Genomic DNA, 24179 nt, shown 5'->3' with positions numbered 1-24179 from the left:
ATACTTGGAGGCACTATGCTAACTTTTGAAGAAAAATTATCGATTATTGAATCTTTCCCAGAACTAGAAAGAAAGAACGTATCATTAAAACGTGTAAACTTCCACTTTGAAGAAAGTCGTTTAGATAAAAAGAACGTTGTATTTCATTTACACCCAAATGGAAATGGATTTGTATATGCAAGCGGTATTAAAGGTTATAAAACAGATGATAAAGGCATGGTTAACATCCGTGAGTTTTCAGCAGAGGAGTTACGTTCAGTAATTGAGAAATCAATTGACCTTCTATCACAAGAAGAAGTAGTAGCACCTGTAGAACCTGCGAAAGAAGAAGAATGGCAGAACGAAGATGGTCATATTCTTACTCTTATTTCAGAGGATGACATGTGGAACGTGTACGCTGGTGTAAACTTAGACGGTACATTCAACTCTTATCCAGAAGCTGCGGAATACCTTGATGAAGAAGGCTTTTCACGCAAATAAAAATAGAAACCTATTTCATTCAACGACTTTTATAGTAATCAAAGAAGACACTTAAGGTGTCTTTTTTTGTTATATAAACTCCTTTCTCACACTATCTCTATTAATTTTCATAAAATGATTCAGAGGAGGTTTATATGAATACAACTGCTAAATTAATAAATTGGAAAGAACATGGCGATATGATTATTCTAGAATGTGAATTAAATGGAAAACGCTTCGAGATATCAACATATAAACAACGAATATATAATGCACACCTTTTATCAGCTGACGTTTATATTCGTTTAGACTCATCTGATAATATAATTGGAATAAATATTTATAAAAAGTAAGAAAAGCCCCCTATTCCGTAGGCGGGCTTTATCTTTATTACACAACATCAGAGTATACTCTCTTTTTTCATACAGTTTATGTAATTATACATATTCATCAAAAAATACACTGAATGAATATTACATGTAGTAAAATATAACTTGTGGGCACGTTCTATAAAGCAGATTCTTTTAAAAGGCGTAACATATCAATTATTATAGGGGATGTGGCGTCACTTCGATATTGATCTCAAATCTCTTGTCTTTTGTGAACTAACAATCTAGTGTATATAGACGATTCTGCTTTATAGTGTGTGTTTACACTCATAACAAAGGGGTAATGGTAATACGGATAGATTCCGATTCGTATGAAATGAAATGGTTCAAGTCGGAGAAAGGCACCTTAGGGTGTCTTTTCTTTTTGTATTACATCCACTTTGTGTTTCCACCTTATTTCAAATGCGCTAATTAACCTTCACCAAGAAAAAATGAGAATTAACAAAGATATTGTTTCTTCTGTTTAATACAGAAAAATGCAGGATACCCCATAGATATGGGGCATCCTGCATTTTCTATTTTTTCGCACCTTTCAACGACTCCCTCAGTACAAACTTCTGCAACTTCCCGCTCGCATTACGAGGGAGTTCATCTACAAATAAATAATGACGCGGACGTTTATAATCTGCTAGTTCATCACTTTCTTTGCAATACGTTTCTAAATCAGCTTCTGTTATTGTTTCATCTTTCTTCACAATAACTGCCACAACACGCTCTCCCCATAATTCATCTGGCTCACCAAGTACCGCCACATCTAATATACCTGGATGACTATGAAGGAAATCTTCAATTTCACGAGGATAAATATTTACGCCACCGCTAATTACCATATCATCAACGCGATCAGCAACGAATAAATAACCGTCTTTATCAAAATAGCCTAGATCACCAGAATGATACCATCCTTTATACATCGATTTTTTATTCGCTTCTTCACGATTATGATAGCCAGCCATCATAGTTGGGCCGCGTAAAATAATTTCTCCCACTTCATAAGGAGGTAATACATCATCTGGTTCTGCCGGTGCATCCTCGTTCGGTTTCACAATACGAACTTCATGGCTAAAACATGGCGTGCCTGCTGAACCAGCTTTCGTAATTTGATCCTCCTCTACGAGAAATGCAACAACTGGCCCCATTTCTGTCATTCCGTATATTTGAACAAGATCAATATAAAGACGTTCTTTACATTCCTTCACTAACGCCGGTGCCATTGCTGCTCCGCCATATATACCGATTTTCATTGACGTTAAATCATACTGAGCTAAATCTTTTTGCAACAACATATTCCACATCGTCGGCGCTGCAAAGAACGTCGTAATCTTTTCTTCTTGAATCGTATGTAATACTGTTTCTGTATCAAAATGATGCAAAATAACATTCTTTCCGCCAACTTGAATGCGTGGTATGATTCCGGCATTTAATTCACCACAGTGATATAAAGGTGCAACAACAAGCCCAACGCTATCTCTATTATATTTTAGGAAATACGTACAAATCATACTATGCTCAGCCATTTCACGATGGCGATGTAACACGCCTTTCGGATGACCTGTCGTACCGCTCGTATACAGCATAGAACAATAATCCATTTCATCAATTTCGATATTTACTTTCTCAGAAGATGCTTCATTCACTTTTTCATGGTAGGAACTTGCATAGGAAGGTTTATCATTTTCTATAGACCAAAAAGATGTATTTGGAAAATCTCTTTCAATTATAGCAACAGTTGACTCAACTGCTTTTTCAAAGACAACGACTTTCGAGGATGCGTCCTGAAGAATATAAGATACTTCTTTTGCTTTTAAGCGGAAATTAATCGGGTTAAAGATCGCTCCAATTTTCGCACAGGCTAAGTAAACGTTTACAAATTCATGGCAATTATATAAGTAAACAGATACCGTATCTCCCTTTCTTACCCCTTCTTCTAATAGAGCGTGCGCTGTTTTATTTATTTGTTCATCCCACTGTTTATACGTCCAGCGAATATTTTTTTCAGGTTCCACTAACGCCTCTTTATTTGGATACTTACCAACTGATAAATCAAAAATTCTCCCTATCGTCATATACATGCCAACAATTTCCCCCTTTTCTCTTTCATAAATCTATCATTTCGTCCATAAGTAGACATTGTCCTCTAATGATTTGACTAATTTTTCTGATTATTATCGACATAGTTTTACATACGGTACCGCTAGGCGGTAAATGAAATTATATCGGCGATTTTCCAGATATATCGACCGTAACTTGAAATATATCAACCACAACTCAATTTATATCAGCGATTTTTCAAATATATCGACTTACCGACAAAAACTGATAAGATATAATCGGACCGCCCGTTACTGCAGGATAAAAAAGAGGTTGTTCCGACTCGGAACAACCTCTTTCTTCTTATGCAAATAGCTCTTCTAAAATTTTCAGTTTATCTTCTGTATATTTCACAAAGCCATCATTATATGATTTTGGATCTTTCGGATTCGCAAAGTGCGTAATTGCTCCCGTCTTCGGATGAACAAATTTACTTGATGCACCACAACCAAGTCCGATAATTGATTGTACTTCTTCCATAATGACAATGTTGTAAATACTTTCTTGCGTCGGCATTGCATAACCAACATTCTCTAAGTTACCTAAAATATTCTTTTGACGATATAGGTAATATGGTACGTAATTATGCTTTTGCGTCCACTCTTCTGCTTCGTGCATCATCGCTGTAATTTCTTCGCGACCTGCTACTTTATATTTACGTTTGTTTTGCGTCATTTCAGAAGCACGTTTAAATGATAACGTATGAACTGTTAATGATTCTGGCATTAACTTTTCTGTTTCATCTAACGTATGCTTGAAGATCTCTAACCCTTCACCAGGAAGACCAATAATTAAGTCCATATTAATATTGTTCATTCCCATTTCACGAGCTAAATGGTATTTCTCAATTGTTTCTTCTACAGTATGATGACGTCCAATTGCTTTTAGTGTCTCTTGATGGTATGACTGTGGATTAATACTAATACGGTCAATGTTCCATTTATTTAACACTTCTAGCTTTGCTGGAGTAATCGTATCTGGGCGACCTGCCTCAACTGTTACTTCACGCACATTTTTCACATCTGGGAACGCTTCATACATTTCTTCATACAGCATATCCATCTCTTCTGCTGTAATACTTGTAGGTGTACCGCCGCCGTAATAAATCGTCGTAACTTTTACACCTTTTTCTTTTAAAAACTTACCAATTTCACGAACTTCATAATGTAAACCACCTAAGAACGAATCAACAGATCCTTGGCGTCCATTAATTGCATAAGCCGGGAATGTACAATATGCACATTTCGTTGGGCAGAACGGAATACCGATATAAATACTTACTTCTTCTTTCAAACGGTATAAATCCGGAACAACTGCTAATTGGCAATCAACAATGCGCTGAAGAAGTTCAATTTTCTCTTCATGAATTAAATAACTTTCACGAAGTTCTTGATGCGCTTCTTCTTTTGACATACCATTTTGAAGCATTTTGTGAAGAAGTTTCGTCGGACGTACTCCCGTTAAAATACCCCAGCTTTGTTCAATACCAGTTAACTGCTGAAGAACAGAAAGATATACATAAGAAACAACGTGTTTCACTTGCTTCATACGCTCTTTTTCATCTGTGAAAGCAGATAAATCTTTTGCGAATGTTTCTTCATACACATTTCCAGTCGCAACATCTGTTAAACGAGCAGATGCTTTCACATTCTCTTCAATGTGTATATCAACGATAAGATTTGCTTCCTCTTGTTCAAATCCAATCGTACTCTCTTCAAAAAATAAGCCGCCAATATTTTGTAGCGGACGTAAAAAACGATCATCTTGTAACGTTTTAATTGAAATTAACAACATTATCACCTTTTCATTTGCAAACTCTCTTTAGTTTACTTGAAGGGCGTTTACAGGTCAATACAGAAGGTTTTACCTGTTTCTCTTACATTTTTTCAAATAATTCTTTTTATGAATATTGCTCATGTATATAGACATCATGATTTTCTCTTGTTAAAATTTATTAGTGTTAAAATCGATACATAGTGAAAATACAATATAAAAAGGAGGACTGTTAACACTAGATTCCACAATCTAATGTGTTAAAAACAAATATGAAAAAGAAATTTTATAGTGTTTTAACTCTCTCTCTTGCATTACAAACTGTTCTTGCACCTACTTATTCATTTGCAGAGAGTGCTGAAAAATCTGCCGAAGTATATACGGAGGATCAAGTTTTTAAAAGTATTAAAGAACATGTTAATGAGCATAGTACTCATGAAGAAGATATCGAGGTTACTGGCCAATTCCTACTATACACTTCAAAAAAACATTCATTATATACCGCGAATGATTTAAAAAACAAATCGAATATCGAGATTACAGAACAAGTCGTAACGGCGACAAAGAAAAAAGGAAATGCTTATTACATAACGACGTCAACTGGCGCTGGATGGATAGATAACAATGATAATAGCTTAGAAGTTCAAGAGATTCATAAACTATCTAACCAAAAATTAATCGTAAAAGAAGAAGCTTCCATACATGCACTTCCGTTCCAATCGTTTAAAGAAGAAGGAAAACTAGAGCCACAAGTCATAACTCCTACTGAACAAGCTGGAAATTGGTTTAAAGTCCAAATAAATGAAACAGCAAAATGGATTTATACACCTTCTGCTACATTTGAAGGTACAAAAGCTTCATTATTAAAAAACAGTCGTACTGCTAAAAATAGTTTATTGAGATCGCCAGAAGCTCTACAAACAAACAATATTTATGGCGTTACATTTAAAGAAATGATTGTCCCAAAAGGAAATGACGATATTCGCCCTGGCTACCCGATGGTGCCTAAATATATTACGATTCACGAAACGGCTAATACAGCGAAAGGTGCTAATGCTCTAAATCATGCAAAATTCTTAGATAATCAAGCACGCGGAACAGCTGATCGCGCCGCATCTTGGCATTTCACAGTAGATGATAAAGAAATTTATCAACATCTTCCGGTAAATGAAGTTGGATGGCATGCTGGAAATAAAACTGGTAACTATGAATCTATCGGAATTGAAATTGCCGTTAATCAAGATGGAAACTATGAAAAAGCGGTAGAAAATGCCCGTAAATTGGCAGCTTATTTAATGAACGACTTAAATATTTCTCTAGATAAGGTCCAAAAACACCAATTTTGGTCAGGAAAAAACTGCCCTGCGTTTATGATTCAACGCGGACAATGGGATGCTTTCTTAAAAGGAACTGAAACATACTATAAAGAAAATCAAAAAAATCCAGTAACTGATGACATTACAGGTGGCTGGTATGAACAAGACATTCGTCAATTAGCAGCTAGAGGCATTATGCAAGGAGAAGGAAACGGCAAGTACTTCCCAGAACGTCTTGTAACGCGTGCTGAATTTGCTACATTAATTACTCGTGCTTTACAATTACCAAGTGGAAATGCTAATTTCACAGACTTAGAACAAGTACACCCATCGTTACGAGACGGTATTAATCGTGCAGCAAGCGCAGGCATAATCCGCGGACGTGGTGATAATACATTTGACCCAAATACTACAATTACACGCGAAGAAGCTGTTATTATGATCGATCGTTCTCTAAAACACGCTGGTATTTTTGCAAAACAAGTTGAACTACCATTCGTAGACCAAAACTTAATTTACGCTAAAGAAGAAGTACAAAGAGTGTATGGATATGGAATTGTAAAAGGTAATGAATTGAATCAATTCGTACCAAAAGGACCATCACAACGTGCTCACGCAGCTGCATTTATAAACAGAATGCTTAGCGTAATTGAAGCTTAAAATATTTATCTGTATTAATTTAAAAAGCATCAGAGATTGTATATCTCTGATGCCTTTTATACATCCGTTAACTATTTTTAGCCATGAATCTTAAACGTATTCCTAGTAACAGAAGCATAAAACCGATGAATGGAACGTAATTCGTATTGTGTCCTGTAGCTGGGAGTTGTTGATTATTAGAAGAACCTTGTCCTTTTTCTGGTAAATTAGGTTTTTCTACTCCCTCACCTGGCTTTTCTGTTCCTTCACCCGGCTTTCCTGTTCCTTCACCTGGTTTTCCTGTTCCTTCATCAGGCTTCTCTGTTCCTTCACCTGGTTTTCCTGTTCCTTCACCTGGTTTTTCCGGATCTTTATCTGTATCTTTTTTATTTGTAATTTGAAGCTTTACAACTTCAATTTTTTCATTAGAAATCGTAAATTTCATTTCCTTATTGGATAAAGTATATCCTTCTGGCGCTTGGATTTCTTTTAAAGTGTAATCTCCTGGTTCTAACTTCTTAGAAGTCGCTTTACCGCTCTTATTTGTTGTTAATGTGTCGATTTTTATTCCGTCTTTCCAAATTTCAAACACTGCGCCTGCTAATGTTTTATTTGTATTATTAGCATCTACCTTTGTAATTTCTAATTGACCTGTAATTTCTTCTTTTACTTTTTCATTCATAACTTCTTGTTTTACTACTTCGTTCGCTACAACATTTACTTCTACTGTTACTTCTAACGCCTTATAACCTTCCGGCGCTTTCGTTTCCTCTAACGTGTACTTTCCTGGCACTAAGTTTTCGAATTTCACAACACCGTCTTTATTCGTTGTTTTCGCTTCTCCAACTACTTGACCAGCTTCATTTTTCAATTTAAATTCTGCACCTGCTAGAACTTTTCCACTCTCTGCATCCTTTTTGGTTACTTGTAAGCTTCCTAGTTCTTTTGCATTTTCTACTTGTACTTCTACTACTTTGTCCGCTTCCACAACGACTTCAATTTCTTCTTTTAGCAATTTATATCCTTGTGGTGCTTTCGTTTCTTTTAATGTGTACTTTCCTGGTTCTAATTTCTGAGAAACTACTTTACCAGTTTTATCTGTTCGTAACGTATCTACTTTTTTACCATCCTTATACACTTCGAATTCTGCATCTGATAATACTTTCGTTTTATCTTGAGCATCTACTTTTACGATTTCGAATTGCCCAAGGCTCTTACCGTTCGTTACTTTTACATCAATAACTTTTTCACCGTCAACTGTTACATGAATTATTTGTTTTGTTAACTCATAACCTTCTGGTGCTTTTGTTTCTTCTAACGTATATTCACCTGGCACAAGTCCGTCTACCTTAACCGTTCCAGACTTATCTGTTGTAATTCCTTCTTTTACAACATTTCCTTTCGCATCTTTCAATGTAAATTCTGCGCCTGCTAAGCGTTTCGTTTGATCTTTATCATCCATTTTAATAATTTGTAGAGAACCTAAGATTTTTTCGTTTTCTGCCTCTACTTTTACTACTTCTTTCTCGTTTTGAATTGTTACTTTCCATTCTTTATTTGAAAGCTTGTAGCCCGCTGGTGCTTTCGTTTCTTTCACTGTGTATTCACCTAGCGGTAATTTTGGTGACATCACTTTTCCACTCTCATCTGTTTTCAGTTCCGCTACCTTTTTACCATCTTTATACACTTCGAATTCTGCACCTGATAACAATCTCGTTTTATCTTCCGCATCTACTTTCACGATTTCGAATTGACCTGTTACTTTTTCATTCATAACTTCTTGTTTTACTACTTCGTTCGCTACAACATTTACTTCTACTGTTACTTCTAACGCCTTATAACCTTCCGGCGCTTTCGTTTCTTCTAACGTATACCTTCCTGGCACTAAGCTTTCGAATTTCACAACGCCGTCTTTATTCGTTGTTTTCGCTTCTCCAACTACTTGACCAGCTTCGTTCTTTAATTTAAATTCCGCACCTGCTAGAACTTTTCCACTCTCTGCATCCTTTTTGATTACTTGTAAGCTTCCTAGTTCTTTTGCGTTTTCTATTTGTACTTCTACTACTTTGTCCGCTTCCACAACGACTTCAATTTCTTCTTTTAGCAATTTATATCCTTGTGGTGCTTTCGTTTCTTTTAATGTGTACTTTCCTGGTTCTAATTTCTGAGAAACTACTTTACCAGTTTTATCTGTTCGTAACGTATCTACTTTTTTACCCTCTTTATACACTTCGAATTCTGCATCTGATAATACCTTCGTTTTATCTTCCGCATCTACTTTCACAATTTCAAATTGACCTGTTACTTTTTCGGGAATCTTTTTATTCACCACATCTACAGTCAATACTTTATTAGCCTCTACATCAACAGAAACTGAACTAGATGATAATTCATACCCTTTCGGTGCTTCTACTTCTTTTAATGTATAGCTTCCAACTGGAAGTCGTTTCGATAAGGCTTCACCTTTATCATCTGTAACAATTGTTTCCACAACTTTCCCATCTTTATCGATAACATCAAATTTTGCACCTGGCAGAAGTTGACCGGATTCACTATCTTTTTTCAATAATTTAAATTGGCCATTCTCTACTTTTTTCGTATTCTTCATAACAAGTTCAATTACGTTTGTATTATCAATTGTTACTTTGACTGGTGTATCAACTTTTATATATCCTTCTGGTGCATTTATTTCTTTTACAAAATAGTCACCAAGTGGTAAATCTTTAACTTCCGCAATACCCTTTTCGTTTGTTGTAACAGTAGCCACAACGTTATTATCTTTGTCTATAACATCAAATTTTGCGTCTTTTAAAACAATATTTCCATCGTTTTCATCAACTTTTTTAATTTGTAAATGTCCTTTTTCAGCTGCTGGTTTATTCCATTTTGGCCAGTTAAATTTAAAGTTATGAACCTCAAAACCATCTCTTTGGTGTAATCCTCCAACATAGGCTTGTCCATTAATAGAACCACCTTTTGTTTCTACAACTGCATTAGGTGCAAACACACTACCTACTACACCATAACCTTTAGTTGTTATCTTTGTAGCATTAGGAAATACCCAAATTACCTTACTAGCTAACTCAGTAAAAGATGAATTAGGGTCGTATGCTTGAGATGTATTAATTAAATCCGTCGCCATCCCAGTATTTCTTGTATCATACAAAATTGCACCGCCACCAAAACTCACTTCTTCTGCATCTGAATAAATAACAATAAAGTCTTTATTCTCTACATTCGGAAGAAAAACGTCTTTTACATCGAATGCTTTCTTTCCCGTCTGGCCTGAAGAGACATAAATATTAGGGTTGTTTACATCTTCACCGATTCCAAAGCTCATATTAGGTTTTGGCTTATCAGTGTGTAGTTTACTTGCATCCCCAATTACACCATCAACGTCTTTTCTAAATTCTTTAAACTTAGCATCAATCTCCGCTTGCTCTTTATAAGAGATACGGTCATATGATGTTTTCATCGCGCCATCTGGGTCACCGTCTTTTGTCATCGCCACTGTTCCATCTTGAATAATTACCTGTCCTGCTCCCGCTTTCGTAAATTGACCGCCTAGTAATAATGATGGATATCCTTCATCTATCCAAGTTGCTCCAGCTAAGTTATTTGCTCCAGTTGCAGCCGCTACGACTGTATAACTTGATGCGTTCATATTTTTCTGAACAGCCATCGCACCTTCAATATCAGCACTCGTTGCACTATGATCCCCAAAAATGATGGCGTTGTAATAAGATACATCACCTAAACCTTTTAACTCTGTTGTAGCTGCCTCTGCTTTAAATGGTAAATGGATTAAAAAATTCATACATATTAGTAATACAACTATTAAACTACTACTTAACTTTTTAATTTTTTGATTAAATGATTTCCTCAAGAAATTCATTCCCCCTTTTAAACTTCCTAAAATCACAAAAAGAAGTACATTTCATATGTACCAGGTCTTACTCACATTAACTTAAAATAATCCATTTAAATACAACAAAGGAACGCTACAACTACTTAATAAAATTACTACAATTCATTTTTGAAATAATACGTGAACTAAACTGTCATGCGGAAATACTTTTACGTATGGGAGCCCAATAAAATTAATCTGAAGAATATTTCATGTGGTGTAACTATTTTGACAACATCCTTCACTTTACATTAGTTTTCTAAAGGATTCAAGTGAATTGTATAGATTTCATACACAATTCACATTTTAAAACGTTTTCATTCATTTTAATAAGCTCAACAAAAAACGTAGCCAAAAAGCTACGTTTTTCTTTTATCGTTTCGGTGTATTTTTATGATTCTTCAAAAACGGAAGCGGGAACTGCTTACGGAAATGCTCTTTAATCATGTACTCTACACCGTTTTCACTATTTGAACGTGTAATCCAATCGGCTGCTTGCTTTAATTCTACAGGCGAGTTCCCCATCGCTACCCCAAGTCCCACGTTTTCAATAACCTCTAAATCTTCCATACTATCTCCAATCGCAACCATTTCATTTAGCGAAATATTTAAATGCTCTCCAAGCAATTGTAACCCGCGTAACTTTGATACATTTTGCGGTAAAATTTCTATTCGTTTTGAATCACATTCAACATACTCTACATCTTGGAACGCTTTTCTTAATGTATTTAGCCCGCGTTCTTTTTCACCTTTAGTTTGGAAAAGAACATCAATTTTTGGCGCCGCTACCGGATGGTCACGAAGCGCGTCACCTAACGAATCTACAAATTGAACTGGATAAAATAAGGGATCTGCGCTTGATAATACAGTGCGCGCAATTAAGTTTGGTGTATTTCTCTCACGATTTCCTATCGAAAACCGTTCATGAGAAATGCGTACGTTACAATCAAAGTGCTCTAACACTTGCACAATGTTAAAAGTCTTCTCTTCAGACAATCTTCTTTGAACGTACGGCTTATCTAACGTTGCTGAAACGAAAGCACCACCATGTGTCACTAATATAGAATCTAATTTTAACGCCTTTGCTACTTTATGAGCGGATTGAAAATTACGACTCGTAAATAACGTAACGTATACATCTTTTCTTTTCACAAATTCAATTGTTTCTCTTAATCCTTTTGCAATTTTTCCATTGTTGTATAGTAGTGTCCCATCTATATTAAGAGCTAGTAAGCGATAAATCATGTCGCACTCCCCCTCTTCGCTGTTGTACTCTATCCATAATTTATGAAATAAATGTAGCAAATAGAACGAGTTAGAATTACTACTGAAAATTTGGTTTACTATATACATATACACTTAGCAAAGGAGATAGTACAATGCAGGCACCTCCTTCTTTTTATGAAGGCGATACGTTAGAAGTCGCAAAAAAATTACTCGGGCAAAAACTTGTTCATATTGTAGCCGGAATAAAGCGAAGCGGAATCATTGTAGAAGTAGAAGCATATAAAGGCCCAGATGATAAGGCCGCACATAGTTATGGAGGCAGACGGACAGATCGCACAGAAGTTATGTTTGGTGCACCAGGGCATGCTTACGTATATTTAATTTACGGTATGTATCATTGCTTTAACGTTATTACAGCGCCAGTGGGCACCCCACAAGGTGTTCTCATTCGAGCTCTTGAACCGGTAGATGGAATAGAAGAAATAAAACTAGCGCGCTACAATAAGACCGAAATTACAAAAGCGCAGTACAAAAATTTAACGAACGGTCCTGGCAAACTATGCCGTGCACTTGGCATCACTTTAAAAGAACGCGGTGTATCGTTACAAAGTGATACGTTACATATTGAATTAGTTCCAAAAGAAGAACACATATCATCACAATATAAAATAACAGCAGGACCTCGTATTAATATCGACTATGCAGAAGAAGCTGTACACTATCCGTGGCGTTTTTATTATGAGGGACATCCGTTTGTTTCAAAAAAATAAGCGATATCAACAATTTTTCAAATATATCTATCGTAACTTACAATATATCAACGATTTTTCGAATATATCTATCGTAACTTACAATATATCAACGATTTTTCAAATATATCTATCGTAACTTACAATATATCAACGGTTCGACAAGAAATATAGATTTATCGACAAATAATAACATTACGAATAAAAGAAGACTGTTCCAAAATGGAACAGTCTCTCCCTTTTTACTCCGCACCTTCCGCAGTCGCAATATTATCCTCTAAGTTTTCTCTTGATAATTCAGCCGCCATAAAATCAGCTGTTTCTGGAAGTGCTAAATGCATATGAGCTTTTTGACAAATTTGGATCGTACAGTTTTCAACAACATAGTCGAAAACATGTCCGCCCCCGCTTCTTTCATCATCAATGTAATGTAAGTGGAATCCAGCTACCCCAATACCTTGCGCATAATCTGGTGTCCAAAATCCAGCAAGCGTACCTTCTGTATTTTCAAATGAAAAGATTGGTTGTGATTTCGTCACTTCAACGAGCGGTGTATACGGTTTTTCTTGTCTTGGAACAGTTCTCGTCCTTACTTCACGAAACGTACCGTCCATTCGAATACCGTAAAACAAGTTTTTACTTGGCATTAATTCATGTAATAACGCTTCAACTTCTTCACGATTCATCGGACGCTCTACCGTATAACTCATTTCTTTTTCAAAAAACGTTACAGTCGCAAATGGCGTTGTTTCTTCTGGCTCTACTTTTTCCGCTGAACCGTCTGAACGTAAATGATAAAATTCATTATCAAATGCAATCATTTCACCATCTAATTGATCAAATGTGCCGATGCCGAAATCACCATGTTTTTTCAAATCTTCAAAGCTAATTACACCATCATATATACCATCTAATAGCGCAAGCATTGTAGATGTTTGATATACTTCATTACTCGTTTTCGTTTTTTTCGCATCAATATCAATTAATTGCGCAACAGTCATCTCAAATCTGCCTCCATTAGTTTAATTGGTTTGGTAATAATTTTTCGCTTAATTTAATGTTGTCACGATAGTCAATTGGAATATCAATAATGACAGGACCATCTGCTGCTAGCGCGGATTTTAACACACCTTCTAATTCATCAGGCGTGTTAACACGAAGACCTAACGCCCCGAAACTTTCCGCATATTTCACAAGATCAACATCGCCAAACTCTGTAGCTGATGTTCTGCCGTATTTCATCATTTGTTGGAATGCAACCATATCATATGTGCCGTCTCTCCAAACAAGATGGACGATTGGAGAATTTAAACGTACCGCCGTTTCTAACTCCATCGCAGAGAATAAGAAACCACCGTCACCTGATACGGAAACTACTTTTTTACCTGGTTCTACTAAAGTAGCTGCGATTGCCCAAGGAAGTGCAACACCTAGCGTTTGCATACCGTTACTAAATAATAATCTACGTGGTTCATAAGAACGGAAACATCTCGCCATCCAAATAGAATGGGAACCGATGTCACATGTAACGGTTGTATCGTCACTAATTAAAGAACGAAGTGTACGAATCACTTGAAGTGGGTGCGTAACACCTTCTGAAGGACGATTTGGAACTTCTGCTTGTTCTGATAATTTCGCACGTAATCGTTCTAATACCGCTTCTGATTTCGTACTTAATACAAGTTTCGGTAATTTTTCCGCGATGCTATTTACCGTTAAGGCAATATCACCAATTAATTCACGCTCTGGTTGGTAATCATGGTCGATATCTGCTTGATGGTCGTCAAGATGAATAATCGTTCTGTCGCCAAGTTTATTCCAGAACTTTGGATCATACTCGATTGGATCATAACCGATAGAAATCACAAGGTCTGCTTCTTCTAGTAAAATATCACCTGGTTGGTTACGGAATAATCCAACGCGGCCGAAGAAATGATCTTCTAACTCACGTGAAATCGCACCAGCTGCTTGATATGTTTCAACGACAGGAAGTTCTGTATCCGCAATTAATTTACGAACAGCTTTCGTCACTTCATTTGTGCTCGCTCTCATACCGAGTAAAATAACTGGTAATTTCGCTGATTTTATTTTTTCTACTACATATGTAATATCATTTGTGGGAGCGATTCCAAGCTGTGGCTTAGAAAGCGCACCAATAGACTCTACAGTTGTTTCCGCAGTCATAACGTCTTGCGGAAGACTTACTAAAGTAGCTCCCGGATTTGTGGAAGTCGCACTTCGAAATGCATTACTAAGTGCTTCTGGCACATTATCAGGATGCTCTACTTCTACGCTATATTTTGTGATTGGTTCGAATAGTGCAGCATTATCCATAGATTGATGCGTACGTTTTAATCGATCCGTACGCGGTACTGCACCAGCTAAAGCAACAACGGGATCACTCTCCGCATTCGCAGTAACAAGACCTGTCGCTAAATTTGATGTCCCTGGTCCTGAAGTTACAAGACATACGCCCGGTTTCCCTGTTAATCTACCAATAGCAGCTGCCATAAATGCTGCATTTTGTTCATGACGACAAACGATTAACTCTGGTCCTCTTTCTTGCAATACATCAAATACAGAGTCAATCTTTGCTCCTGGAATACCGAAAACATGTGTAACACCTTGTTTAATTAAACAATCAACAACAAGATCTGCTCCTTTTGTTTTTGTCTTCACGTCGTTTGCTTTTACACCTGTACTCAAAACTAATCATCCCTTTATTTCATAATGTGTGTAATAAAGATTTTAATTTCACCTAGTTAATTAAGCTGGTGAAGTATCATTTATCATTATATTACAAATGCATTATTTTTCCAACAATATGAATTCGACATTATTTTGACAAGTTTTAAAGAATGCGCTTACAACCTTTTGTTTATCTTAAAATAACATTTTTATATCTCTTCTAAAAATGTACAAAAATACTTCCACCTATTCACATTATTAACAAATTTATAGTACCTTGCAAAGAATAATAGTAAGTGATATATTTGTAAATAACGGAATATCCATTATTTGTAATTTTATTCACGATTAGTATATCTCCTTTCAAAAAGTAGATATAGATTGTGTGTGCTGTTTAGAAAAAAGATAGGATTTTCAGCCATAATTCATCATTTTATAAAGGAAAGTGATCGTTATGAACAAGAGTGAATTTTTAGAACAACTTAGTTCTTCCCTACGGAATATGCCTAATTCAGAAAAGGAGGATATTATCTGGGAGTACGAAACTCATTTTATTAGTGGTAAACAAGATGGAATATCTGAAGAGGAAATTTCTAAAAAGCTAGGAAATCCTAAAACCATTGCTAAAGAACTTACTGTTTCCTATGCAATAAGCAATGCTGACAGTAAACGAAGCTTCAAAAATATGATAATTGCACTTTTTTCTGTTATGAGTTTAAGTGTTTTAAACTTTGCCTTTATCTTTATCGCCTTTTTCGTACTACTCTTTTTATTACCGATTCTTCTAGCACTTATCATTGCTACACCATTATTAATTATTTCACCTATCTTATTAATAGGATTAGGATTCTTTAAAGGGTTTCATCAAATTAGTTATTCCGATGTTTATAATGTATTTATAGCTTTTTGCGTCGGTTTACTCATATCCGTCATATCTTATCAAATGGTAAAACATCTATATGCACTTTTAGTAAAGTATTTGAAATGGAATATTGCTATTTTACAAAGACACTAATGAATGTAAAAGGAGATTAAAATGAAGAAATATACTTTATATTCACTCATGCTACTTACTCTTTTATTTCTATCAGCTTGTTCAAACAGTGCACAACCTAAGGAAGAAAACGATGTACAATCTATTAAAGATGTTGCTATTAAAGTTCCAGAAAATATATTTAGTTCCTCAAAGAAAAACGAAACTATTAATGAAGACGAAATGAAACAAAATATAAAAAATTATATAGATTATAGTTGGGAGTTATCTGAAAATATCATCCCTCTCGCTTCAACAAATTCTGATAAGAATTTCACGGAATCTGACCAAGAAAAATTACAAAAACTAATTGATTTAGCGAAACAAAACGATATGAATTTCCATGAGTTTATTAGTAATAATAATTTACCTAATGATTATAAAAAACCTTCAAAAGAAATCTATGAATTTATGTCCTCATCTACGGCTATTTTCGTAGAACTAGATCAAGAATTAGACAAACTCACCCAAGATGGTAACTTATTCAAAGCCAATTTTTCTTTTACAAAACGCCTTGAGAAAATAAATGGGAGGAAACAAAAAGAGATTGAAACGTTTTTGAACGAAAAAAATATTAAAACTTCAATTAACAGCAATAAAAAAAATTAACAGATGTGTTACATATCCCTTTCAAAATAACCAATAAGAAATGGCTATTTTGAAAGGTTTTTTTAATATCTGAGGATGCACTTCATCCGTTTCCCATAAAAAAAGGCCTCCTTAAAGGAGGCCCAAGCAAAAACAACAAACGCAAAATAACAACAAATAATGGACGATAAAATCACTATATTGACAAAGTATAGGATTTTTATCAGTTGGAGTAACTCAACCCTAAATTACTCTTTTAACAATGCAATACTAATAACTTATTACAGCAATTTTTTACCGTGTCTTAAAATAATTGACTGTCTTTCAAATAATTCTATTTATATTGATTGTTATTAATTAGTATATACTTGAATACGACTATACATCCTAATAAAAGGCAATATATTAAGCTGTTAGTCCTCGCGAGTTTATTTTGCCTTTAATGTAACTATACTATATTCTTCCATTTATATCACCGAACATTCCTCTCGTATTCACGCATTTTTCTTGCGTGAATACCGCATTACATCGGCGTATCGGCTAACACCCACTCTAACTTTCCTTTATACTCTAGTCCCACTTTAATAAGCGGATACCGTTTGATTCGTCATTCCAAGCTACTTCAGTCGGTTCGTTATTCGTTAAAATAGACGCAGCTACTTCTACAGCCGTTTCACCTAACAAATATTGTTGACTCCCCTTTACATACCTCATAGCACCAATTAGCTGTTCTTTTCCGTCCAAAGTTAACGGCTCTGTCTCTTTAACGTATATCTTCCACGCATTTTTTTCAGGTCGATCATCCCTCCTTCTCAATAATTCGCGACGGAGGGATGATACGTATGTATATCCGTTGCAAATGAATTCATCCAGTCTGGATTATACCCCTTATACTTTTTAGTAACTAATTCATTTGTACCATCTGTTTGTATTTCTGTCATACTGCCATCATTCGCATCTTCTATCACCCTCTTTTCCCATTCATAACGCAGTGCACATTTTAAACATAATATAAAAACATTTTTATATTACATACCCTTCTCTTTCACACCCCGTATATTATCCGAATTCCTCCGAAATCATTTAATATTTACAAAATATCACTTTTCATATATTTCTTAAGTCACTTCATTTATGAAACGTACTTTTCGCACCTGTTAATTCACAGCCTTGTGAATCTGTAAATTTGCCATTCTAGCCAATATTCTCTTTCTTTTAAATACTTTATAAAAAAATACAAAACACTATTTCTTAACAGTGTTTTGTATCATGCTATCTTCTCTTATTATTACTTAATCAATATATTTCGTTTATTATCCTTATTCGCCGCCTTTTTTCTTAGAGCGTCTTCCTAGTAAGAATACTAAAACTAGTAATGCTACAAATAATAAAATTCCACCTATAATATAGTACAGAGTATAATCCTTTTTGGCCTCTACAGCTGTATCATTTAACTTCTGTGCTTCTTTTCCTTCAATCGTAAATTTCTTGATCCACTCCCATTTCTGATCACCATCCGTTGCCTTCATTTCTAGACGGTATGTTCCTGGTTCTAAAGCTTTATTGTCCCAACTAATTGCATAATCAAAGTTAGAATTTGGTGCCATTCTTAAATTTTCTTTTTTCGTTTCATGTAGTATATCTTTACCTTTTTCAGTGTACACCTTTGCATCTACGCTTAAATTCTTTAACATTGCTGGTTTTATATTTTGTAAATTTGCTGTCACTACATTACGTGCATTCACTTGTCCTGGCTTTACTTCATTTAATTTCATATCTGGTTTTACTTGGGCGTCCGTTTCTCTTAAGACAACACCAATTGCGTATGCATATTTGTTTTCAATCTGTACATTATCAGATGTTCCTTTTTCTTTTTCATCTTCTTTTTCTTTAAAATACAATCCACCTAAAATAACACCATCAAATGATTCAACTGGCATTTCAATACTCACATCTAATGTAACTTTACCTTTCGCTGGAATTTTTGTTTCTTTTTGTACTTTAGCAATTTTAGAAAATGGGGTTTTAAGTGTAGAGTCTAATTGAGGATCAATCATGCTATAGTCAGTAATACCATTGCTATTTGTAATAGCTGTATTCGCATGAGTTTCTACTATAACCTCTTTATCCGTATCATTTTTCATTTGCACTTGAATTGTTTGCTTTTTACCTGGTTCCATCTTTAAATCGAAATATGTTTGATTCTTGTCAACTTGGTTTTCTGGAATTACTGCTGTTACTGCAAATTTCATTTCTGCTGCGTGCGTTGTAACACTAGCAATATTTAAAATAAATAAAATGACTAATAAACTACTCAATATTTTTTTAATAGATTTCATACTATATTCCTCTCATATTCAATAATTTGATATACAAACGAAAGAGATAAAGATATTAAATCTATCCTTATCTCTTTCTATGCCCTATATGATTAATCTTTACAAAGTTATATTACATAGGTGCGTCTTTTAATTCCCAAGTTAGAGAAGTTGTGTACTCAGCTTGTTCTTTCTTTGTTTTACCTGGAACACTTAGCTCCACACTCTTCTTCGCATCTTCTACTGATTTACCAAATGTGTTGACCCATGTTCCCATACCTTGCTCTTCTTGCGCAGTTACAACATCAGATGCTTGACCTGGAGTTAACGTAATATCTTGTGCAGCTTTTGGCACCTCACTTCCAGATGCTGAATGTAACGTTCCATTTTTCAACGTTAAAGCTGCTCCTGTTAAATCCCTGCCTTCTGCAGTTTTAAATTGGTCGTTTTGTGTTACTGATAACTTCCATCCTACGTTTGTACCACGGTTATCCGTTACTTGTACGTAGTTTGGTACTTTCATTGTCTCAGTTGTATCTTTTTTTGTTACTGAATCTAAACTAGCGTAGTAAATTTCGTTGTTACCAGACGCTTTATGTTTTTCAAATTGGAAGTTTGATACATAGTCAATACTTAATGGACCTTGTGTTCCTGGCTCATGTGGGTCTTTTGGATCTTTTGGATCTTTTGTTTCTACTTCAATACTTGGATCTAGTGGACTAACTGGATTTACAATTTCAGTATTTTTCTCAAATTTGATAAATGCTTTTGAGTTTAGTGTTCCACCATCTTCAGCTGCAAACGTTGGTGCTCCTGCTGCTAATACTGTTGAAAATGATACCGCTCCTGCTAATGCTAATTTCGTTAATTTCATATAATTTATCTCCTTTTATCTCTTTTTTCGTTTCATGATTATTTGCGATGAATTATTGTGGTGTATCTTCTAAAGTCCAAGTTAATGATGTTTGGTATTTCGCATCTTTTATTTTTGCAGTTGAACCTGGTACAGATAACGTAACACTTTCTACTCCTTTTTTAGCATCTTCACCATACATAGTTACCCATGTTCCCATACCTTTTTCAGCTGCAGCAATTGCTACTTCTTGTGTATCTCCGTTTGGATTTAATGTTACTTCTTTTACTTCTGGAGCATATTTCTCATTTGTTGCAGACTTTGCAACTGGATTGCTTAACTTCAGTTCAGCACCGTCTAATACTGTTTTATCTTTATCATCGGCTATAAACTGACCATTTTGTTTTACTGTCAATTTCCATCCTTTGTTTGTTCCACGGTTATCTGTTACTTGTACGTAGTTTGGTACTTCTGTTGATTCTTTTGCACCTTTTACTTTCAATGTATCAAGTTTTGCGTTATATACTTGATCATTACCTGACATAACTTGCTTGCCAAAATGGAAATTTGATACATAATCAATACTTAATGGACCTTGTGTTCCTGGCTCGTGTGGATCTTCTTTATCATTAGGATCTTTCGATTCTACTGTTTCATCTGGATTAAGTGGGTTAACTGGGTTCGTAATTTCTTCACTTTCTGTAAATGAAACATCTGTAACCGATTTCATTGTTGCAGCTTCTTCTGCAAATGCTGGTGCTCCTGCTGCTAATACCGTTGAAAATGATACTGCTCCTACTAATGCTAATTTTGTTAATTTCATAAATTGCCTCCATTTATATAATTCTATTTATTTAAATAAAAACTTGCGTTTCTATTTTTACTTCTAGCTAGTGTTAGTAACATAAAAAAAGCCGCTATAATACTACTTAAACCTAAATATTGAAATAGATAAAAAGATTGTCCACCTGTTTTCGGTAGCTCCCTCTTATTTATCCGGTCATCAGATGTATCGATTACTAAATTAGATCCATCCGGTATCAATGAATCAATAATTATAGTGGGAACATAACTATTTGAAAAAGTAATTCCTGCTTTTGAATTCACCTTGTCTGCTAATACCTTTTCATGAAATGAGAATATTGGTATTAAAGCAAGCATAAACAACATCAAGCATAAACATTTTTTTAACATTACATTCTCTCCTTTCTAAAATTTATATCTATATTTCTCTTAGATATATCATCTTAATTAGGAGCATCCGTTAGTGTCCATGTTAATTCACCTTGATATTTTGTATTCATTTTCACATTCGGCCCTGGTACTACTTGAAGTCTAATTCCCTCATTTTGTTCCCAGTTCACTTCAATACTCTTATCATCTGTCGATGTATGTGAAATTACTTCTACGCTCTCTTTACTTAACGTAAGGTCAGTTCCATCCTTTGTTGTATAGATCATCGCACCTTCTAATTTATCGTTAGTACGAGACGTAAGTGGTTTTGTTTCCTTTACATCCACACGCCATTTCTGTCTCTTTATCCTTTCATCTGCTACCGTCAATTTCCCATTCATAGAAGTAGGATTATATATCGTTGGTTTGGATGGGATAAGCAAATTTTCAAAAGAGATCGTTTGTGGAACATTCACTAATTTCAAAGTTCCCACTACTACTTTTATAGGTACTTGTATTCTTTCCTCTACTCCTTGTGCAGTGCGAATTACAGCTGTAACAAAATACTCTCCTATAACATTTGTTTTTGGAATGTTCTCCAAACGAACTACAGATATTGGTTTATCAATATTATCATCCGTATCTACAGATAATTCTGTTACAAAGGTCGAAATATCCATCTTTGATAAATCTGTGTTAATTCTTACAGTTTGTGGAACCGCTTTTCCTGTAGGGGTACCTTTGTACTGCATTTTCGCAATACCTTGATTACCTTCTTGTCCCTTTTTATCTCCATCAATATAGTTTTTGGCAGAAACAGGGACCTCTAGATAACCCTTTTTATAATACTTCTTAAAGTCAGCCCCTTCTTTCAAGGAGCCTCGAATTTGCATATCATAAAATTTACCACCGAACTCTGACTTATTTACAATATTAGCTTTGGCAGTAGCCGTAACCTTATCATTTTCACGTGTAATATCAAAATAACTACTTATATCCTTTTCATCTTCATCTAAAATCTTTACATTTTTTACATTGAAATCTGGATTTACTTTACTCTCAAGTACAAATGAAGTTGGATTAGAAGATGCAATGGCTTGCGGAGGCATATCTTGATATACATGATAATATAGTTCTCTATCAGCTCCCTCCGTCACTTCACCTATTACTTCAGGATGCGGTATACCAACCTTGGACATAGCTTCATGTTCATACCTTACCCGTGATGTTGAGTCTCCTAACCGATGGATACGCATCGGTAATTCTGTTATCCCCGTATAAGTGAATGTCATATTTGTATCTTTTCCAGCTGCACCACCAGCAGTTCCCACAAAATTAGCAGTGCCATCACCATTATTTTTATATGTTATTGTCGTATTGTCATACGTGTATAAAGAATTGAAATGCTTTTTATCTACATTTAAGTCTATAGCCTTATGACTATTCAATTTATTAATGTTCCACATACCAGATACAGGCACTAACTCTCCCGTTTCATGGTCATAAAATTCATAAGAAATATCAGCCGAAGATCCAACTCGCCCCCAATACCTCATTTGCAAGAAATCCTTTTTACCACTTACTTTACGCGGAGTGGCTACATTGACTTTGGTGACTCCATCGAACTTTATAATATTGACACGTATATCTAGCCATCTGCCCATATAAATTCCGGCTTTTTCTATATGAACATACGATTCCTTATCGGGATTTACGTTTGTAAAGTCATAAGACTGGTATGTTGAGTTAGTATCTGTTGTACTCCCAACAATTTTATACTTTACTTGTGTACTCCATCTCCATTGAAGAGCATATTCTCCTGGAATCATAGATCCCGTACCATCCTTTGAACTAATTACATTAACATTTGGATACTGAATTATACTCTGATGAGTTTCATCTGCATGTTCTACCAAGGCAGTAGCAGTCTGCTTTTCTTCCTCTACCTCTACTATTTCTGCGTTCATATCATTGGCAGCATTTAGTTCTTCTCCATTACTAGTTACGTTATTACCTTCTTTAGAGTTCCCATTTAATGTAGCCTCTGATTTTTCTTCCTCTTGGGCATTTTCATCTATCTGACCAGACATTCCCTCAGTTGGCTGAACATCTACTTTTCCATCACTAGTAGTCTTTTCAACTACTCTCGTCTCTTCATTCAATTCCTCTGTTTTCTCTATTAAAAGATTATCTGGTTCCTGAATAGCTTCCTGAACATTTTCTGAAACATTCAGATTAACTGCTTTCGTTTTTACTTCAGTGTCCCCATATTGAACCTTTGCCACAAATGCAAAGTCCCCTGGTTTATTTCCTTTAATTGACAAAAATACCTTACCTAAACCACTACTTTGCGCTTTTCTTTGGATTTGAATTGTTGAATGCTCTACCACACGGATTGTTTCAATTGCTTCATTAGTTTCATTCAACTTTTTTGTAGCTTCTTCATTGAAATTTACGCCTTCAGGTAATTGCAACTCAACCTTATCATCTTGATTCCCTGGGTTTTCGATTTCTAAAACGATGTTCTCATCTACCTTTGCCTTACTTTTATTTGCTTGCATAATAAAAGTTGATATCTCATCACCTGTAACAGCATAAGCGGTGGTCGAAAAAACACCCAAAGTACTAATCTGAGTAAATAGAATCCCACTAGCTAAACATATTTCCCCAAATTTCTTTGTTCTTCCTCTCAATTTACTCCCCCTTTCTTTCTTATTAAAAAATGCCTAAATTTTATGGGATTATTGTTGTACAATTCCCTAACTTGATTATTTTTCTCTCCGTGTCACTTCATTATCGCTTCTGTTATCTACACTAATATTAAAGGACACCCAATCCCATCCTCATATTAACTATTTTTCCCAAATTCTGAAACGAAAAAACAAAGTAATGCCACGCAAAAACACTTGCGCTACAACGCAAGTAAATCCCCTTTCTAACAAAAAAGGTTCCTTCCCAAACAAAATTGGAAAAGAA

The 24179-nt window shown here is 35.1% G+C and carries 19 protein-coding genes; 6 read left to right on the top strand and 13 right to left on the bottom strand.

Annotated elements, in window-relative coordinates; genetic code table 11:
• The first annotated feature begins 15 nt into the window (after positions 1 to 15).
• Together ACUL40_RS24330 and ACUL40_RS24325 are read left to right on the top strand one after the other, a co-directional pair.
• A complete protein-coding gene (locus tag ACUL40_RS24330; RefSeq protein ID WP_000954998.1) occupies positions 16 to 480 on the top strand; it encodes a hypothetical protein in 465 nt (154 codons plus the stop codon).
• Between the two features lie 134 nt (positions 481 to 614).
• Positions 615 to 812: a hypothetical protein gene (locus ACUL40_RS24325; RefSeq protein WP_001098258.1), complete on the top strand. Its 198-nt coding sequence runs from the start codon at positions 615 to 617 to the stop codon at positions 810 to 812.
• 551 nt (positions 813 to 1363) lie between these two features.
• Here the strand turns inward: ACUL40_RS24325 and ACUL40_RS24320 are convergent.
• A complete protein-coding gene (locus ACUL40_RS24320; protein ID WP_000281991.1) occupies positions 1364 to 2920 on the bottom strand; it encodes a fatty acid--CoA ligase in 1557 nt (518 codons plus the stop codon).
• Between the two features lie 322 nt (positions 2921 to 3242).
• Positions 3243 to 4733 (bottom strand): coproporphyrinogen III oxidase, encoded by a 1491-nt coding sequence (locus ACUL40_RS24315; RefSeq protein WP_445422737.1) that lies wholly within the window; start codon positions 4731 to 4733, stop codon positions 3243 to 3245.
• A gap of 251 nt (positions 4734 to 4984) precedes the next feature.
• Between ACUL40_RS24315 and ACUL40_RS24310 the strand changes: the two genes are divergently transcribed.
• The gene (locus tag ACUL40_RS24310) at positions 4985 to 6688 is read left to right on the top strand and encodes an S-layer homology domain-containing protein (protein WP_063220041.1); all 1704 of its coding nucleotides are present in this window, start codon (positions 4985 to 4987) and stop codon (positions 6686 to 6688) included.
• A 67-nt stretch (positions 6689 to 6755) separates the two neighbouring features.
• Here ACUL40_RS24310 and ACUL40_RS24305 read toward each other — a convergent pair whose 3' ends face one another.
• Both ACUL40_RS24305 and ACUL40_RS24300 read right to left on the bottom strand, forming a co-directional pair.
• Complete coding sequence (locus ACUL40_RS24305; protein ID WP_445422738.1) at positions 6756 to 10553, bottom strand: MSCRAMM family protein; 3798 nt, start codon at positions 10551 to 10553, stop codon at positions 6756 to 6758.
• Positions 10554 to 10946: 393 nt separating this feature from the next.
• Positions 10947 to 11819 carry a Cof-type HAD-IIB family hydrolase gene (locus tag ACUL40_RS24300; RefSeq protein ID WP_000640431.1) on the bottom strand — a complete coding sequence of 291 codons (873 nt, stop codon included), beginning with the start codon at positions 11817 to 11819 and terminating at the stop codon, positions 10947 to 10949.
• A gap of 134 nt (positions 11820 to 11953) precedes the next feature.
• Between ACUL40_RS24300 and ACUL40_RS24295 the strand changes: the two genes are divergently transcribed.
• Positions 11954 to 12571: a DNA-3-methyladenine glycosylase gene (locus ACUL40_RS24295; RefSeq protein ID WP_445422739.1), complete on the top strand. Its 618-nt coding sequence runs from the start codon at positions 11954 to 11956 to the stop codon at positions 12569 to 12571.
• A gap of 221 nt (positions 12572 to 12792) precedes the next feature.
• Here the strand turns inward: ACUL40_RS24295 and alsD are convergent, their stop codons facing one another.
• Both alsD and alsS read right to left on the bottom strand, forming a co-directional pair.
• A complete protein-coding gene (gene alsD / locus ACUL40_RS24290) occupies positions 12793 to 13551 on the bottom strand; it encodes an alpha-acetolactate decarboxylase (RefSeq protein ID WP_259416871.1) in 759 nt (252 codons plus the stop codon).
• A gap of 16 nt (positions 13552 to 13567) precedes the next feature.
• Positions 13568 to 15256, bottom strand: a complete 1689-nt coding sequence (gene alsS / locus ACUL40_RS24285; protein ID WP_000103533.1) for an acetolactate synthase AlsS — start codon at positions 15254 to 15256, stop codon at positions 13568 to 13570.
• 436 nt (positions 15257 to 15692) lie between these two features.
• Between alsS and ACUL40_RS24280 the strand changes: the two genes are divergently transcribed.
• The gene (locus ACUL40_RS24280) at positions 15693 to 16253 is read left to right on the top strand and encodes an HAAS signaling domain-containing protein (protein WP_445422740.1); all 561 of its coding nucleotides are present in this window, start codon (positions 15693 to 15695) and stop codon (positions 16251 to 16253) included.
• A gap of 21 nt (positions 16254 to 16274) precedes the next feature.
• Positions 16275 to 16880 (top strand): NDxxF motif lipoprotein, encoded by a 606-nt coding sequence (locus ACUL40_RS24275; RefSeq protein WP_445422741.1) that lies wholly within the window; start codon positions 16275 to 16277, stop codon positions 16878 to 16880.
• A 549-nt stretch (positions 16881 to 17429) separates the two neighbouring features.
• Here ACUL40_RS24275 and ACUL40_RS24270 read toward each other — a convergent pair.
• The 7 genes from ACUL40_RS24270 to ACUL40_RS24240 all read right to left on the bottom strand — a co-directional run bounded on the left by ACUL40_RS24270 (position 17430) and on the right by ACUL40_RS24240 (position 23896).
• The gene (locus ACUL40_RS24270; protein WP_326038010.1) at positions 17430 to 17603 is read right to left on the bottom strand and encodes a hypothetical protein; all 174 of its coding nucleotides are present in this window, start codon (positions 17601 to 17603) and stop codon (positions 17430 to 17432) included.
• Positions 17604 to 17671: 68 nt separating this feature from the next.
• Positions 17672 to 17827: a hypothetical protein gene (locus ACUL40_RS24265; protein ID WP_201107610.1), complete on the bottom strand. Its 156-nt coding sequence runs from the start codon at positions 17825 to 17827 to the stop codon at positions 17672 to 17674.
• A 351-nt stretch (positions 17828 to 18178) separates the two neighbouring features.
• Complete coding sequence (locus ACUL40_RS24260) at positions 18179 to 19198, bottom strand: DUF916 and DUF3324 domain-containing protein (protein WP_445422742.1); 1020 nt, start codon at positions 19196 to 19198, stop codon at positions 18179 to 18181.
• A gap of 112 nt (positions 19199 to 19310) precedes the next feature.
• The gene (locus ACUL40_RS24255; protein ID WP_445422743.1) at positions 19311 to 20051 is read right to left on the bottom strand and encodes a WxL domain-containing protein; all 741 of its coding nucleotides are present in this window, start codon (positions 20049 to 20051) and stop codon (positions 19311 to 19313) included.
• A gap of 52 nt (positions 20052 to 20103) precedes the next feature.
• Complete coding sequence (locus ACUL40_RS24250; RefSeq protein WP_445422744.1) at positions 20104 to 20853, bottom strand: WxL domain-containing protein; 750 nt, start codon at positions 20851 to 20853, stop codon at positions 20104 to 20106.
• A 23-nt stretch (positions 20854 to 20876) separates the two neighbouring features.
• Entirely contained in the window at positions 20877 to 21224 is a 348-nt protein-coding gene (locus ACUL40_RS24245; protein WP_445422745.1) for an LPXTG cell wall anchor domain-containing protein, read from the bottom strand.
• 53 nt (positions 21225 to 21277) lie between these two features.
• Positions 21278 to 23896 carry a WxL domain-containing protein gene (locus ACUL40_RS24240; protein WP_445422746.1) on the bottom strand — a complete coding sequence of 873 codons (2619 nt, stop codon included), beginning with the start codon at positions 23894 to 23896 and terminating at the stop codon, positions 21278 to 21280.
• Between the last annotated feature and the right edge of the window lie 283 nt (positions 23897 to 24179).

The organism is Bacillus sp. KNSH39, assembly GCF_052656585.1.
Note: the sequence above shows the minus strand (reverse complement) of the source record. Positions and strands in the feature narration are given on the sequence as shown.

What these genes read in the sequence shown, in the direction of transcription:
- ACUL40_RS24245 (WP_445422745.1), bottom strand. Translation starts at nt 21,224, where the DNA reads ATGTTAAAAAAATGTTTATGCTTGATGTTGTTTATGCTTGCTTTAATA.
- ACUL40_RS24280 (WP_445422740.1), top strand. Translation starts at nt 15,693, where the DNA reads ATGAACAAGAGTGAATTTTTAGAACAACTTAGTTCTTCCCTACGGAAT.
- ACUL40_RS24300 (WP_000640431.1), bottom strand. Translation starts at nt 11,819, where the DNA reads ATGATTTATCGCTTACTAGCTCTTAATATAGATGGGACACTACTATAC.
- alsD (WP_259416871.1), bottom strand. Translation starts at nt 13,551, where the DNA reads ATGACTGTTGCGCAATTAATTGATATTGATGCGAAAAAAACGAAAACG.
- ACUL40_RS24330 (WP_000954998.1), top strand. Translation starts at nt 16, where the DNA reads ATGCTAACTTTTGAAGAAAAATTATCGATTATTGAATCTTTCCCAGAA.
- ACUL40_RS24275 (WP_445422741.1), top strand. Translation starts at nt 16,275, where the DNA reads ATGAAGAAATATACTTTATATTCACTCATGCTACTTACTCTTTTATTT.
- ACUL40_RS24295 (WP_445422739.1), top strand. Translation starts at nt 11,954, where the DNA reads ATGCAGGCACCTCCTTCTTTTTATGAAGGCGATACGTTAGAAGTCGCA.
- ACUL40_RS24325 (WP_001098258.1), top strand. Translation starts at nt 615, where the DNA reads ATGAATACAACTGCTAAATTAATAAATTGGAAAGAACATGGCGATATG.
- ACUL40_RS24255 (WP_445422743.1), bottom strand. Translation starts at nt 20,051, where the DNA reads ATGAAATTAACGAAATTAGCATTAGCAGGAGCGGTATCATTTTCAACA.
- ACUL40_RS24315 (WP_445422737.1), bottom strand. Translation starts at nt 4,733, where the DNA reads ATGTTGTTAATTTCAATTAAAACGTTACAAGATGATCGTTTTTTACGT.
- ACUL40_RS24260 (WP_445422742.1), bottom strand. Translation starts at nt 19,198, where the DNA reads ATGAAATCTATTAAAAAAATATTGAGTAGTTTATTAGTCATTTTATTT.
- ACUL40_RS24320 (WP_000281991.1), bottom strand. Translation starts at nt 2,920, where the DNA reads ATGTATATGACGATAGGGAGAATTTTTGATTTATCAGTTGGTAAGTAT.
- ACUL40_RS24250 (WP_445422744.1), bottom strand. Translation starts at nt 20,853, where the DNA reads ATGAAATTAACAAAATTAGCATTAGTAGGAGCAGTATCATTTTCAACG.
- ACUL40_RS24310 (WP_063220041.1), top strand. Translation starts at nt 4,985, where the DNA reads ATGAAAAAGAAATTTTATAGTGTTTTAACTCTCTCTCTTGCATTACAA.